Origin of the sequence: Bradyrhizobium sp. MOS002, from assembly GCF_003020115.1 — a bacterium.
In the GTDB taxonomy this organism is placed as follows: domain Bacteria; phylum Pseudomonadota; class Alphaproteobacteria; order Rhizobiales; family Xanthobacteraceae; genus Bradyrhizobium.
This window is the reverse complement of record NZ_PYFX01000001.1, coordinates 686,046-699,908: the sequence shown is the minus strand read 5'-3', so window position 1 is coordinate 699,908 and position 13,863 is coordinate 686,046. Positions and strand designations below refer to the sequence as shown.

General features: G+C 66.2%; 12 protein-coding genes. 2 read left to right on the top strand and 10 right to left on the bottom strand.

Annotated elements, in window-relative coordinates:
* Nucleotides 1-3 precede the first annotated feature (3 nt).
* Genes C7G41_RS03565 through C7G41_RS03550 form a run of 4 tightly spaced genes read right to left on the bottom strand, consistent with a single transcriptional unit; the run spans nt 4 to nt 3,771 of the window.
* Nucleotides 4-801, bottom strand: a complete 798-nt coding sequence (locus C7G41_RS03565) for an ABC transporter permease (protein ID WP_106941244.1) — start codon at nt 799-801, stop codon at nt 4-6.
* Nucleotides 801-1,664 (bottom strand): ABC transporter permease, encoded by an 864-nt coding sequence (locus tag C7G41_RS03560; protein ID WP_106941243.1) that lies wholly within the window; start codon nt 1,662-1,664, stop codon nt 801-803. The genes C7G41_RS03565 and C7G41_RS03560 overlap by 1 nt, the downstream gene beginning before the upstream one ends.
* Entirely contained in the window at nt 1,661-2,740 is a 1,080-nt protein-coding gene (locus tag C7G41_RS03555) for an ABC transporter ATP-binding protein (protein WP_106941242.1), read from the bottom strand. Before C7G41_RS03555 ends, C7G41_RS03560 begins: the two co-directional genes overlap by 4 nt.
* A complete protein-coding gene (locus C7G41_RS03550) occupies nt 2,737-3,771 on the bottom strand; it encodes an extracellular solute-binding protein (protein ID WP_106941241.1) in 1,035 nt (344 codons plus the stop codon). The genes C7G41_RS03555 and C7G41_RS03550 overlap by 4 nt, the downstream gene beginning before the upstream one ends.
* Before the next feature lie 207 nt (nt 3,772-3,978).
* Between C7G41_RS03550 and C7G41_RS03545 the strand changes: the two genes are divergently transcribed.
* Nucleotides 3,979-4,734, top strand: coding sequence for a GntR family transcriptional regulator (locus C7G41_RS03545; RefSeq protein WP_106941240.1), 756 nt, complete (start codon nt 3,979-3,981; stop codon nt 4,732-4,734).
* A gap of 171 nt (nt 4,735-4,905) precedes the next feature.
* Here the strand turns inward: C7G41_RS03545 and modC are convergent, their stop codons facing one another.
* The 5 genes from modC to mepA form a co-directional block, all read right to left on the bottom strand.
* Nucleotides 4,906-5,568: a molybdenum ABC transporter ATP-binding protein gene (modC, locus tag C7G41_RS03540; RefSeq protein ID WP_106941239.1), complete on the bottom strand. Its 663-nt coding sequence runs from the start codon at nt 5,566-5,568 to the stop codon at nt 4,906-4,908.
* Nucleotides 5,569-5,570: 2 nt separating this feature from the next.
* Nucleotides 5,571-6,266: a molybdate ABC transporter permease subunit gene (modB, locus tag C7G41_RS03535; protein WP_007604962.1), complete on the bottom strand. Its 696-nt coding sequence runs from the start codon at nt 6,264-6,266 to the stop codon at nt 5,571-5,573.
* Between the two features lie 13 nt (nt 6,267-6,279).
* The gene (gene modA, locus C7G41_RS03530; RefSeq protein WP_106941238.1) at nt 6,280-7,065 is read right to left on the bottom strand and encodes a molybdate ABC transporter substrate-binding protein; all 786 of its coding nucleotides are present in this window, start codon (nt 7,063-7,065) and stop codon (nt 6,280-6,282) included.
* Between the two features lie 180 nt (nt 7,066-7,245).
* A complete protein-coding gene (locus C7G41_RS03525; protein ID WP_199198106.1) occupies nt 7,246-7,749 on the bottom strand; it encodes a hypothetical protein in 504 nt (167 codons plus the stop codon).
* Nucleotides 7,750-8,102: 353 nt separating this feature from the next.
* Entirely contained in the window at nt 8,103-9,047 is a 945-nt protein-coding gene (mepA, locus tag C7G41_RS03520; RefSeq protein ID WP_106941236.1) for a penicillin-insensitive murein endopeptidase, read from the bottom strand.
* Nucleotides 9,048-9,517: 470 nt separating this feature from the next.
* Between mepA and C7G41_RS03515 the strand changes: the two genes are divergently transcribed.
* Entirely contained in the window at nt 9,518-11,680 is a 2,163-nt protein-coding gene (locus C7G41_RS03515; protein ID WP_106941235.1) for a bifunctional diguanylate cyclase/phosphodiesterase, read from the top strand.
* A gap of 96 nt (nt 11,681-11,776) precedes the next feature.
* Here C7G41_RS03515 and C7G41_RS03510 read toward each other — a convergent pair whose 3' ends face one another.
* Nucleotides 11,777-13,741 (bottom strand): methyl-accepting chemotaxis protein, encoded by a 1,965-nt coding sequence (locus tag C7G41_RS03510; protein WP_106941234.1) that lies wholly within the window; start codon nt 13,739-13,741, stop codon nt 11,777-11,779.
* Nucleotides 13,742-13,863: the final 122 nt, after the last annotated feature.

Genomic DNA, 13,863 nt, shown 5'->3' with positions numbered 1-13,863 from the left:
GGATCAATCCGAAGTTCCGGCCATGCGATGCAGGCCGACGACGCGGTCGCTGACGAACAGCAGGATCACCGTGCCCAGGAGGATGAGGGTGGAGAGCGCAGCTAACGTCGGATCGGGCGCTTCCTCGATATATTGCAGCATCCGGATCGGCAGCGTCTTGGTGCGGACGTCGGCGAGGAAGATCGACACCGGATAATTGTCGAACGAGGCCAGGAACGAGAAGATCCCGGCGATCAGGAATGACGGCGCCAAGGCTGGCACCATCACCCGCAGCACGCTGCCGGGATAGGTGCAGCCGAGCGTACGTGCCGCCTCGATCAGCGTGAAGTCGAATCGCGAAAGCCCCGCGATCATGGTGCGCGCGACGTAGGGCAGCGTGATGACGAGATGCGCGACCAGCAGCGTCGCCCAGGGCGCGGTGAAACCGACGGCGCGAAAGCCTTGCAGCAGCGCGATGCCGAGCACGAGGCCCGGCATCATCAGCGGCGACACCAGCGCGGTCGCAAAGATGTCCGCGCCGGGCAGCTTTCCGCGCGCGATCGCGATCGCGGCGAGCGTGCCTGAGATCAGCGAGATCGCCGTCGACAGCAGCGCAATCTGAAGCGACAGCAGCAGCGACGGCCAGAAGCCGTCGAGCCGGCCGATCTTGCCGTACCAGCGCGTCGATGCGCCCGTGAGCGGCAGGTCGAACACCGGCGTCGGCGAGAAGCTTGCCGCCGCGATCACCAGCAGCGGCGCGATCAGGAACAGCGCCAGCCCGATGGCCATCACCCAGCAGAATGCGATTGCGGCCCGCGCCATCACTTTGGCTCCCGCGATAGTCGTGCGCTCAGCGTCACGACGGCAATCGCAATCGCCAGCAGCACGACGCCGGCCGCCGCGCCGAAGCCGGGCTCGCGCGCCAGCAGATAGGCTTTTGCAATGGCGGTCGCGAGCGTCGGATATTTCTCGCCGATCAGCAGCGTCGGCACCACATAGGCGGAAACCGAGAGCGAGAACACCAGCGCCACGCCGGCGACGATGCCGGGCAGGGTCAGCGGCAGGATGACGCGGACAAACGTCACGAGCGGCGAGGCGCCGAGCGTGGCGGCGGCTTCGGCGTAGCGGGAATCGAGTTGGGCCACGATCGCGTAGATCGGCAGGATCATGAAGGGCAGGAAGATGTTGACGGCGCCGACGATCAGCGCGGTCTCGGTGAAAATCATGCGGATCGGATCTTCGATGATGCCGAGTGCCATCAGCGTCTCGTTGACGATGCCGTCGCTGCGCAACAGGATGGTCCAGGCGAACGCCTTGACGATGACGCTGGCCGCCAGCGGCAGGAACAGCGTCGCCAGCAGCACGGAGCGCAAAGGCCCGCGGGCGCGCGCCAGCGCGAAGGCGGCGGGATAGCTGATGAGGAAGGCGATCAGCGTCGTCAGCAGCCCGAGCCGCAAGGAATTCCAGACCACGCCGAGATAATAGGGCGTGCCGAGCAGGCGCTTGTAATTGGCTAAGGTCAGCCCGTTGGCATCGACGATGCTGACGCCGAGCAGCAGCACCAGCGGCAGCGCGAACACGCCCGCGATGATGACGAAGGACGGCAGCACGAATCCGATCGCGGCGAGCCGCTCGCGGTCGACCGAAGGCGCGGCCAAAGGTGCCGGAAGGGCCGCCTCGGTCATGCTTGCGCCTCCATCGGAAATGCAAAGGTCTCGGTCACCGGCCAGCTCAGGCGGATCTCGTCATGCACAATGGGGATCTTGCCGTCACGCCCGGAGAGCTCGGCGAGCAGGCTTTCACCGGCCCCGGCATCGACGTCGACCAGTGTGCGTGAGCCCTGGAACACCACGGAGCGGACCCGGCCGGCGGCCGTATTCGCTTCGCTTTGCTCGCCGATCCGCAACTGCTCGGGGCGTGCTGCGACGATGACGGGCGAACCCGCCTGGAAATTGCCGAGCGCCGAAAAGCGGCCGACCTTGGTCTCGACCTCGACCTTGCCGTTGCCAGCCGCCAGCACTGTGCCGGCAATCCGCGTCGAGAGCCCGACGAAGTTGAGTGCGAACAGGCTTGCGGGCCGCAGATACAGCTCGCGCGGCTCGGCGAGCTGCTCGATGCGCCCCTTGTTCATGACCGCGACACGGTCGGACATGGTCAGCGCCTCGTCCTGGTCGTGTGTCACGAAGATCGCGGTGGCCTTCACGTCCTGGAGCAGGCGGCGCAGCTCGACCTGCATCTCCTCGCGCAATTTTCGATCGAGCGCGGACAGCGCTTCGTCGAACAGCAGCACATCAGGCTCGACCGCGATGGCGCGCGCCAGCGCCACGCGCTGCTGCTGGCCGCCCGACAGCGCCGAGATGCGCCGCCCGGCGAGATGGCCGAGCTTGACCAGCGACAGCGCGCGCTCCACCGCAGCGTCGATCTCGCGCCTGGCCGCGCCGCGCACCTTCAGCCCGAATGCGATGTTGCCGGCGACGGTGAGATGCGGAAACAGCGCGTAGCTCTGGAACACCACGCCGACATTGCGCTTGTGCGGCGGCACGTGGGTGACGTCTCGCCCGGCGAGCTCGACCTTGCCGGTGTCGGGTTGCGCCAGGCCGGCAATGGCACGGAGCAGCGTGGTCTTGCCGCAGCCGGACGGGCCGAGCAGTGTCACCAACTCGCCGCGGCGGATGGTCAGGTCGATATGGTCGAGGACCGTCGTCGGTCCGTATTTCTTGGAGACGCCGCGAACGACGAGATGCGGGGCGGCTTCGCTCATGTCATCTCCTTGCTCCAGCGGTCGACCCAGGAGGCGCGGTTCTTGGCGACGAACGCCCAGTCCGGCGCGAACAGCGAGGCCGGGTCCGGGAAGCCCGCCGGCGTCGGCGTGCCCTTGTTGGTGGGCGCGACGAAAGCCTTGTCGGCGAGGATGATCTGCGCTTCCGGGCTCAGGAAGAAGTCGATCACGGCATCCGCGAGATCGCCGGCCGGTGCGCCATTCACCTTCGCGATTCCCGACGGCATAGCAAAGCCGCCGTCCTGGGGAACGGCGAGATCGACCGGTGACCCTTCCGCCTTGCGGATCAGCGTGTAGGCCGAGAACTGGCCGCCGATCATCCACGCCTCGCCCTGCTCCATCAGATTGATGGCCTGCGGCGCGTTGGTGTAGACGTTCAAGAGGTTGGCCTTCAGCTCCTTCACCTTCTTGAAGGCGGCGTCGATCTCGTACTGCGCCTCCTTGTAGGGCTTGCCGGTCTCGAGATGGGCGGCCGCGAGCAGCGTCCAGAAACCTTCGGTGTTCGACAGCGACGGCACGATCACCCTGGAGGCATATTTGGCGTCCCACAGGTCGGACCATTTGCCGGGCGCCGTCTTCATGCGTTTGGTCGAATAGGCGATGCCGGCCCAGGGCCGCTGATAGTTCGCCCACATCCCGTCCTGATGCACCGAGCCGTCGACCAGTTTGCCGAGGTTGGCGATGGACGATGCAGACATTTTGGTAATCAGGCCGTCGCTGGCGGCCGGCAGCATCACCGGATCGTCCATGATGACGACGGAGATCTTCGGCGCCGCCTTGTCGGCCTGCATCTTCTGGAGATTGGTCAGCGAGTTGGTGCCCTCGTAGAGCACCTTGCAGTCGAGCTTTTTCTCCAGCACGGGAAACAAATCGGCATTGAAATATTTCGCGGCGCCCGCGGGGCCGCCGATGACGATCTCCCTGGGCGCGGCACGTAGCCGCGCCGGGGCAGCGATGATGGCGGCCAAGGCCGCGCCGGAGGTCAAAACGCTGCGTCGGGAGGGGGTGTGCATGGGCATGTCCCGTTTGTTGTGCGTAAAGCTTGCAGCGGAGACGCAGCAAGCGTCATGCCAAATGTGCACATTTTAATAATTGCGATGTATATCAGTCAGTTAACTGGATGATGGACTTGGCCCTTGCGCGGCGCCTGCATGCCGGCGCAGCAAATGTGCACATTTTTTGGAGGTGACGCTGCGCATCCTTTGGGCCTAGCTACCGCCATGACGACGCAGCGCGGGCGAAACGACAAGAGAAGTGGTAAAGGGCTCGGCAAGGCCAATCCGGCGGAGGACGAGGCGGTCTATCAGGCCATCCTGCACGCGCTGCTGGAGGGCAAGCTGAAGGCCGGAGCGAAGCTCGCCGAGCCGCCGCTCGCCGAGATATTCGGCGTCTCGCGCGAGCGCATCCGCAAGGTGCTGCATCGGCTCGGCGCGGAGCGGCGGCTGGAGATGATCCCCAACCGCGGCGCTCGCGTGCCGCGCCCGACGCTCGACGACGTCCGCAGCGTCTACGAGGCGCACCGCGTGCTCGAGGCCGGCGTGCTGACGCAACTCGTCCGCCATGTCGACGATGCCTTGATCGAGCGGCTCAACACCCATCTCGCCGAGGAGCGCGCCGCCGCAACGCGCGGCGACCGCGCCGCCTCGGTGCGGCTGTCGGGCGCGTTCCACGTTCATCTGGTCGAAGCACTCGGCAACGCAGAGCTCTCGCGCTTCCTCGCCGATCTGCTCAGCCGGTCCTCGGTGATGGTCTCGGTCTACGAGCCCGCCACCGATTCGATCTGCGCGGTGGACGAGCACGGCGCCATCGTCGAGGCGCTCCGTGCCCGAGACGTGGCGCGTGCGATTGCGGTTTCGCGCGAGCATTTCCTGCATGTCGAGAGCCGCCTGCATCTGGATGACGATGCGGCGCCGGCGAGTGAGGATTTGACCGCGGTGTTCGCGGCGCGGAGGCCGAAGCGACGAAAGGCGCGGTAAAGCCCCGCTGTCTCCCCAACGTCGTCCCGGCGAAGGCCGGGACCCATAACCACAAGAAGTAGTTTGACGACGGCTAGCAGTTATCTTTCTTCTTCGCCGGTACTCACACCGCCTGCCGCCGTTAGATCGCGCGGTATGGGTCCCAGCCTTCGCCGGGACGACGGCTGAAGCTCACGTCAGCACCTTCACCCCGCCGAACGACGTCACGCGGCCCTGCTTCAGCATCACGATCTGCGTCGCGAGCTGGCGCAGCTCGGCGACGTCGTGGCTGACATAGACCATGGGGACGTTGGCCTCGTCGCGCAGCCGCACCAGATAGGGCAGGATCTCCAGCTTGCGGGCCTCGTCGAGCGCGCCGAGCGGCTCGTCGAGCAGCAGCAGGCGCGGCCTCGACAGCAGCGCGCGGCCGAGCGCGACGCGCTGGCGCTCGCCGCCGGAGAGCTTTCCGGGGCGGCGACCCTGCAGCGCGCCGATGTCGAGCAGCTCGATGACGCGCTTGTGCTGCGCCGGATCGGGCGCGAGGCCATTCATCCGCCTGCCATAGTCGAGATTTTGCGCGACGTTGAGATGCGGGAACAGCCGCGCATCCTGGAATACATAGCCGATGCGACGGCGCCAGGTCGGGACATGAATGCCGGCCGCGCTGTCGTCGACGGTCTCGCCGTCGATCACGATGGTGCCGCGGTCGGGCCGCAGCAGCCCCGCGATCATGTTGACCAGTGAGGTCTTGCCGGCGCCCGACGCTCCGAACAGTCCGATGACGCGGCCTTCGCTCGCGAAGGATGCGGACAGCGAGAACTCGCCGAGCTGCTTTTCGATGTCGACGCGCAGCATGGTCAGTTCCCGTGCAGGCGCGCGGTGGCGCGGCGGGCGAACCATTCGGCCGCGATCAGCGCGCCGAGCGCCAGCACGATCGAGACGATCACGAGCCGTCCCGCGGCGGCGTCGCCGTCCGGCGTCTGGATCAGCGAATAGATCGCGGACGAAATCGTCTGGGTCTCTCCGGGAATGTTGGAGACGAAGGTGATGGTGGCGCCGAATTCGCCGATCGCTTTGGCAAAGCCGAGCACCATGCCGGCGAGCACGCCGGGCAGCGCCAGCGGCAGCGTCACCGTGAAGAACACCTTGAAAGGGGTGGCGCCGAGCGTCTCGGCGGCCTGCTCGAGCCGGCGGTCGATCGCCTCGATCGACAACCGCATCGGGCGCACCAGCAGCGGAAACGCCATCAGGCCGCAGGCCAGCGCAGCACCGGTCCAGCGGAAGGCGAACACGATGCCGAGATGGTCCGCCAGGAAACCGCCGACGAGGCCGCGGCGGCCGAAGGTGAGCAGCAGCAGATAGCCGGTGACGACAGGCGGCAGCACCAGCGGCAGATGCACCAGCGCATCGAGCACCGACTTGCCCCAGAAATCACGCCGCGCGAGCAGCCACGCCAGCGCAATGCCGAACGGCGTTGCCACCAGCGTCGCGATGACGGCAACCCTGAGCGAGAGCAGGATCGCGGTCCATTCGGCGGGAGAGATGTCGAGCATCAAATTGCAGAAACTAAGTTGTCGGGCTGATCAGGAACTTGAAACCGTATTTTTCCAGAATGGTCTTGGCGGCGGTCGAGCGCAGGAAGGCGAGATAGTCGCTGGTCTCGCTTTTTGCCGTCGTGGTCGCAGCGACGGGATAGATGATCGCGGGATGCGAATCCGCCGGGAAGGTGCCGACGATCTTCACGCCGGGCTCGACCTTGGCATCGGTGGAATAGACGATGCCAAGGTTGGCCTCGCCACGCGCGACCAGCGTCAGCGCGGCACGCACGCTCTCGGCCATGGCGAATTTCGGCTCCGCCGCCTGCCAGGCCCCCAGCTTCTCCAGCGCCGCCTTGGCATATTTCCCAACCGGCACCGATTTGACGTCGCCGGTCGCGATCCTGCCGTCGCCGACGAGTTTTGCGAGGTCGAAACCCTGCGCGATCACGACGTTGTCGAGCCTGGAATCCTTCGGCGCGATCAGCACGATGCTGTTGCCGAGCAGATTGACCCGGGTCGATTCGTTGATGGTCTTCTTGGCTGTGGCGTAGTCCATCCAGTCGGTGTCGGCGGAGACGAACACATCGGCCGGCGCGCCCTGCTCGATCTGCCTGGCGAGCACGGAGCTTGCGGCATAGCTGACGCTGAACTTGACGCCGGTCCTGGCGGTGTAGGCGGCGTCGACCTCGTCGAGCGCGTTCTTCATCGAGGCTGCCGCGAACACGGTGATGGTCTTGTCCTCGGCTCCAGCAGGCGAAAGGCTCGCGCCCGCGAGGATCGCGAAGGCGGTGAAAAGTCCGGCAATACGAATCATGGATGCGCTCCGTGCGAGATCGCGCGCGCAAGAAGCACGCGCAAATCCGGCGTTGGTGGGTCTCAGCGACGGGCGGAAGCGCTGTTCCACGGGGGCCCGGCGGCGGCTTACGGCCGGCAGGGATATCGCTGGTCTCGAAGATAGCAGGCCAGGGCTTCAGGTCAAAGGCGACCGTTTGGCTTATTGCGCCGGCAGGATGGCGATCGACAGCCAATTGTCCTTCGCACCGCTGACCTGGAGCACGACGGGCTGCGCCGACAGCTCGTATTTCATGGTCTTGCGGATGCCGTCGCAATCGGTCGCGCCGCTGAATGCCACGGGCTTGAGGAGATGCCCGTCCTGGACCACGTCGACCCACGCGCTCGAGGACAGGCTGACCGTGTAGAGCCCGGCCTTCGGGGCCTTGATGCCAGTGAAGCCGGCAAAGGTGCCGTCCTTCGGCGCCCGCTCCGGAGGCGTTGGCAGTTTTGCATCCGCGGGCGCGACCAGCGCCAGCGTGATGGCCGCCGGCGGCAACGCGGCCTGCTCGCTTCCCGAGGCGAGCTTGGCGCGGCCCTGCGCGGTCAGTGCGGCGCGTTCGTTGTGGATGGGCCATTTGAACTTGTCGCAGCCGCTGGGCTCTTCGGCGGCGAGGGCGGAGCTTGCGCCAAGCGAAAGCGCGGTGAGGAAGGCGAGGATGCGCATGTGGAATCTCATCGTTGGCCACGCGGAAGACGCGGGCTTGCGGTCAGGCTTTTTGAAAGGGATGCGCATCCCGGGAAGGCCGCGGGCTTACGGCACGGCGGCAGCGCATTCTATCGCATTTGGGTCGTGCGAACCAACCAACTCGTTCGCCATCCGGGACAAGCCTCACACTCAAACGTCGTCCTGGACAAGCGAGCAGAGCGAGCGCCGATCCAGGACCCATTACCACAGGGAGCAGTTTGGCGAAGACTCGTGGTTACACTTCGCCCCCCGATTCCTCCCTGGGGTAATGGGTCCTGGCTTTCGCCAGGACGACGGCTGAGTGTGAGGCTGGCAGCGAGTGGACGAGAGCTTTACCGCTTCGCGTCGCCCGCGTGCAGCACGGCCTTGCACGCCGCCGGCATCTGGGCCAGCGTCATCGGCGGTTTCGGCTTCGGGGGCTCCGGCGGGGGTTTGGGGTGCAGCACGCCGTCGCTGAACCAATAGGCGAGATCGGAGGGCTTGCAGCCTTCGTCCTCGGATTGCGACGGCTGGCCCTCGCAGTCGCTCGCGCCCGCCGGGCAGTGCATGCGGATGTGGAAGTGATAGTCGTGGCCCCACCACGGCCGGATCTTCGACAGCCAGGAACGGTCGCCCTTGGCCTCGCGGCACAGCGCCTTCTTGATCGCGGCATTGACGAAGATGCGCTGCACCGCCGGCTCCTGCGCCGCGTCGCGCAGCACCAGCACATGGCCCGGCGTGAACACCTTTGGGTCGATGTCGAGCCGGTCCGGGCGCACCATCATCACCGCCGACATGTCCTCGCGCTCCTCGCGCGACAAGCGATGGTCCGGCATCGGCGTCAGCCAGATGTCGGCATCGAGGCCGATCTGGTGGCTGGCATGGCCGGACAGCGCCGGCCCGCCACGCGGCTGGGCGATGTCGCCGACCAGGATGCCCGGCCATCCCGAATCCTTGTGCGCCCTGGCCGCAAGCCGCTTGATCAGCGCGATCATCTCAGGGTGGCCGTAGCTGCGATTGCGCGACAGCCGCATCACCTGCCAATTGTCGCCGTTGAGCGGCATCTGCTCGGCGCCCCCGATGCAGCCCTTCACATAGGAGCCGACGACGTGCGCCGGTCCCTTCGACGGCAGCAGCTTTCGCGCGAATAGCTCCTTGGCGCCAATAGTGGGATCGTTCGGGTTGGCGAGCGGCGGCAGCGGCTTTGGGTTGACGCTGCCCTTGTCCTGAGCCGGCGCGTCGCCGGCCGCCAGGAGGGTCATGACGAGCAGGAGAGGGGCGAGGCGGCGGGGACTCATGCTGACAACCTTATAACCCCAACACCGCGCCACGGTTAAGAAACTGTCCTCGGGCCAAAATATCGTCTCGAAGTCGCAGTTCCCAGTGCGTCGGCCGGCCGATTTTTAACGATGCAATAACCCTCTCATGCATTGAACAAAATTCGTGCGCGGCACGCGTACTCACCCCCTTCTGCATGCAATCGCGCGGGATCCCGGAAATGATTCAAGGCAGCGCGCAATTTTGCGCCATCTCATTCTCCGATGACGACGACGCGGCGCGCCTGGAGCGCCCATCGGCGCTGCCGCGCCTCGCAAACGGGCAATGACGGCTGTTTTTTCGAGGCTGCCAGACCGTGCGTCCCATCGCCATGCTACCCAAGATTACCTTTCTTTCAGACACTTGCCCCAAGAGTTGCGGTCGCTGGGTGCGACTGGGACGAGTGAAGTTGAGTTTGGGGTTTCGAAGACCAAAAAAGCGAAAGGGAAGCGTGTTCGGCAGGTCCGGCCTGCACCCGCGCAAGCCGCGCTTTGCGCGCGCCCCTCATCCTCCGTCCGAACGCGACGAAGGTCTGCGCAGCCGTGCCGAGGCGGCGATCGCGGACGCGCGCAAATCCCATGAGCGCCTGCGCCAGGCCATCGATATCCTGCCGCAAGGCATCGTGTTTCTCGATGCCGAGGGCCGCTATGTCCTCTGGAACAAGCAATATGCGGAGATCTACAGCAAGACCGCCGATCTGTTCGAGGAAGGCGCGCGCCTCGAGGACACGCTGCGCATCGGCGTCGCCCGCGGCGACTATCCCGAGGCGGCCGGCCACGAGGAAGAATGGATCGCCGAGCGGCTGCGAAGGCTCTATCAGCCCGGCGCGCGCCACGAGCAGAAGCTGGCGGACGGCCGCGTCATCCTGATCGAAGAGCGGCTGACCGACGACGGCGGCGTCGTCGGCCTGCGCGTCGACATCACCGAGTTGAAGCAGCGCGAGGCCTCGTTCCGCCTGCTGTTCGACGGCAATCCCGTCCCCATGATCGTCTGCGCACTCGACGACGAGCGCATCCTCGGCGTCAACGATGCCGCGGTCGCCCATTACGGCTACAGCCGCACGGAGTTCGAGCAGCTGACGATCCGTTCCCTTCAGGCCTTCGACAGTGAGCCGCCCTGGACCGCCGATTCGGCCGGAGAGGAGCAGGCTGGACGCACCTGGAAGCACGTCAAGGCCGACGGCGCCCTGATCGACCTTGCGATCTATTCGCGCGAACTGACTTATGCCGAGCGGCCCGCGGTGCTGCTCGCGCTGATGGACATCACCGAGCGCAAGCGCGCCGAGGCGCGGCTCGCCTTCATGGCCCAGCATGACGGGCTGACCGGTCTGCCGAACCGCAATCTGCTGCGCCAGCAGGTCGACGAGATGCTGCTGCATACGAGGCGCAGCACCGACAAGGTGGCCTTGCTGATGCTGGGGCTCGACAATTTCAAGGCGGTCAACGACACGCTGGGTCACGCGGTCGGCGACAAGCTGCTGCGTGGCGTCGGCAAGCGGCTGCGTTCGACCTTGCGCGAGGAGGACGCGCTGGCACGGCTGAACTCGGACGAGTTCGCAATCGTGCAGAGCGGCCTGACGCGTCCCGAGGATGCGGTGCTGCTGGCCAAGCGCCTGCTGGAAGCCATCGCCGATCCCTATCTGCTCGACGGCCATTCCGTGGTGATCGGCGCCTCCATCGGCATCGCGATGGCGCCGGGCGACGGCGACGATTCCGAAAAGTTGCTCAAGAGCGCCGACATGGCGCTGTCGCGCGCCAAGCTGGATGCGCGCGGCTCGTTCGCGTTCTTCGAGGCGGCGCTCGATGCGAGAGCGCAGACCCGCCGCAAGATCGAGGTCGAGCTGCGCGACGCGATCCAGAACGACGTGCTGCGGCCGTACTACCAGCCGCTGATCGACCTCCAGAGCGGCCGCATCACCGGCTTCGAGGCGCTGGTGCGCTGGCCGCATGCCGAGCGCGGCATGATCTCGCCGGCCGAGTTCATTCCGGTCGCGGAAGAAACCGGGCTGATCAATCCGCTCGGCGGCCTGATGCTGCGCCGGGCCTGTCACGATGCCGCGACCTGGCCGGACGACGTCCGCGTCGCCGTCAACCTGTCGCCGCTCCAGTTCCGCAGCGGCAATCTGCTTTCGGTGGTGACGGATGCGCTGAAGCATTCCGGCCTGCCGCCGCGGCGGCTCGAGCTCGAGATCACGGAGACGCTGCTGCTGGAGAAGAGCGCCCAGGTGCTGGCGACGTTGCACGCGTTGCGCGCGCTCGGCGTGCGCATCTCGATGGACGATTTCGGCACCGGCTATTCCAGCCTGAGCTATCTGCGCAGCTTCCCGTTCGACAAGATCAAGATCGACCAGTCCTTCGTGCGCGATCTCGGCGCCAATCGCGAGGCCCAGGCGATCATTCGCTCCATCGTCAGCCTCGGCAAAGGCCTCGGCGTCACCATCACCGCCGAGGGCGTCGAGACCGAAGCCGAGCTGAGCTGCCTTCGGGCCGAAGGCTGCGACGAGGGCCAGGGCTTTCTGTTCAGCAAGGCCCGGCCGAATGCGGAGATCATCAGCCTGCTGGCGGCGCAGCGCGGCATCGACGGGGACGAGGAAAACGCCGCGCTGGTGGCGTGATCGGTCGCTGGAGCGGGGCTGCCCTCTTACCTCTCCCCGCAGGCGGGGCGAGGGAGCGCACTCAGCGTGGCGACGGTTGCGCTCAAGCTCTTCCCTCTACGCAGCCCGCAGCCCCGCCAAAAACGTGTCCACGCTCTTCATCAGCGCCGACGCGTGCTGGCCAAGCTCGCCCGAAGCCACCATCACATTCCCGGCCAGCGCCCGCGATTGGTCCGCCGCCTGGCTTGCGCCGGCGACATTGGCGGAGACGTCGGTGGTGCCGGCGGAGGCCTGCTGCACGCTGCGGGCGATCTCGCGCGTCGCCGAGCCCTGCTCTTCGACTGCGGCGGCAATGGTAGTTGCGATGCCGCTGATCTCGCGGATGGTGTCGCTGATGCCGGAGATTGCCGTGACGCAATTGCCGGTGGCGGCTTGGATCGCGGTGACCTGGCTTGCGATCTCGTCGGTGGCTTTTGCGGTCTGGCTGGCGAGCCCCTTCACTTCGGACGCAACCACCGCAAAGCCGCGACCGGCCTCGCCGGCGCGCGCGGCCTCGATCGTGGCATTGAGCGCAAGCAAATTGGTCTGGCTCGCGATCTCGCTGATGAGACGCAACACGTCGCCGATGCGCTCGGCAGCCGTCGCAAGGCTCGTGACCATCTCCGTCGTCTCCGCGGCCTTCACGACCGCGCCGCTGGCGACCTGACTGGAATGGGTGACTTGACGGCCGATCTCGTTGACGGACGAGGCCAATTCCTCGGTCGCGGCCGCGACCGCGTTGACGCTGGTCGAGGCTTCTTCGGAGGCGGTTGCCGCCGCGGAGGCGCGCTGCGAGGTGCCGTTGACGCTGGACGTGATCTCGCCGGCGACGCTCTGCATGCCCTCGGTCGCCTTGGCGACCGCTGCGACCACGCCCTTGACGTCAGCCTCGAAACGATCTGCCATCCGGCGCTGCAGCACCTGCTTCTCGACCTCCGCTTTGGCTTTGTCGGCCTCCTGTGCCTCGCGCATCGCGACGGATTCGAGCATGTTGCGGCGGAACACGTCGACCGACTTGGCCATGGTGCCGAGCTCGTCGCGGCGTTCGCTGCCGGGAATGGTGACGCTTGTATCGCCGCTCGACAGACGGTTCATCACGGCTGTGATCGCGGTGAGCGGCCGCGACAGCCCGCGTCCGAGCAGGAATGCCAGCAGGATGGCGGCGGCGAGGATCGCCACCGTGCCGAGGATCAGATGGCGCTCTGCGGTCGCGAAGGCGGCCTCGTATTCCGTCGTATCCTTGATGATCTCGACCACGCCGACCGGCGCGCCGGCATAGTTCTTGATCGGCCCGGCATAGACCGCAACCGGATGACCGTCGAGCTCGGCCTCGCGCAGCAGCGGCGCGCCGTCGATCGCGGCTTTCAATTCGTCTGGCTTTGCGACCGCGTTCTCGCCGAAGGTCGAGGATAGCTTGTTCAGATTCTTGCCGTCGACGGAATAGACCGCGAGGTCGATCCCGAAGCGCTTCTTGGCGCGTTCGACGAATTCCTTGCCGAAGGCGGCGCCGACGTCGACGTTGGCGAGGTTCTTGCCGTCGCGTACGATGGGCGTCATGCCAAAAATGCCGAGCGCCTCGCGGCCCGGCTCGACGCCGACGATCTGGCGGCCGGTCTTGAGCGCCTCGACCACGGTGGCGCGGCGCCCGGAGACGTCGTCGCCGAAGGACTTGGGCGTGTGGACGCGGAAGAACGAGATCGCCGGCGGAACCTGGAAGGTGATCAGCGGGATGCCCTGCGCCTTCAGCGCCTTGTTGGCATCGCCGAGCAGGGTGGTCAGGCTGTCACGGTCGCCCCTGGCAATGGCGTCGCCGACCGGCGGCAGCGCCGCAATGACGGACGAGACCGCCAGCGCCGAACGCCCCTCGTAGTCGATCGCCGCGATCACGCTCTCATATTGCAGTTTGAGCTGCTGATCGAGCGCCATCCGCGTCAGTGCCCGCTGCTGGGTGATCGAAAAGCCGGAGAGGATGGCGCACGCCACTGCGACGGTGAGCGCGATGGCGAGAACCAGGCGGGCCGCAATCGACTTGAGTTTGAACATCTGAAATTCCCAGGCATTTCCAAAACTTGCTTTGCGAAACGGTCCCAGAAATTGCTTAACAACAAGGCGGCCGAGCCCCCGTGTTTCCACGGAAATCGCTACAGCCCGTTTGCATGACTCGA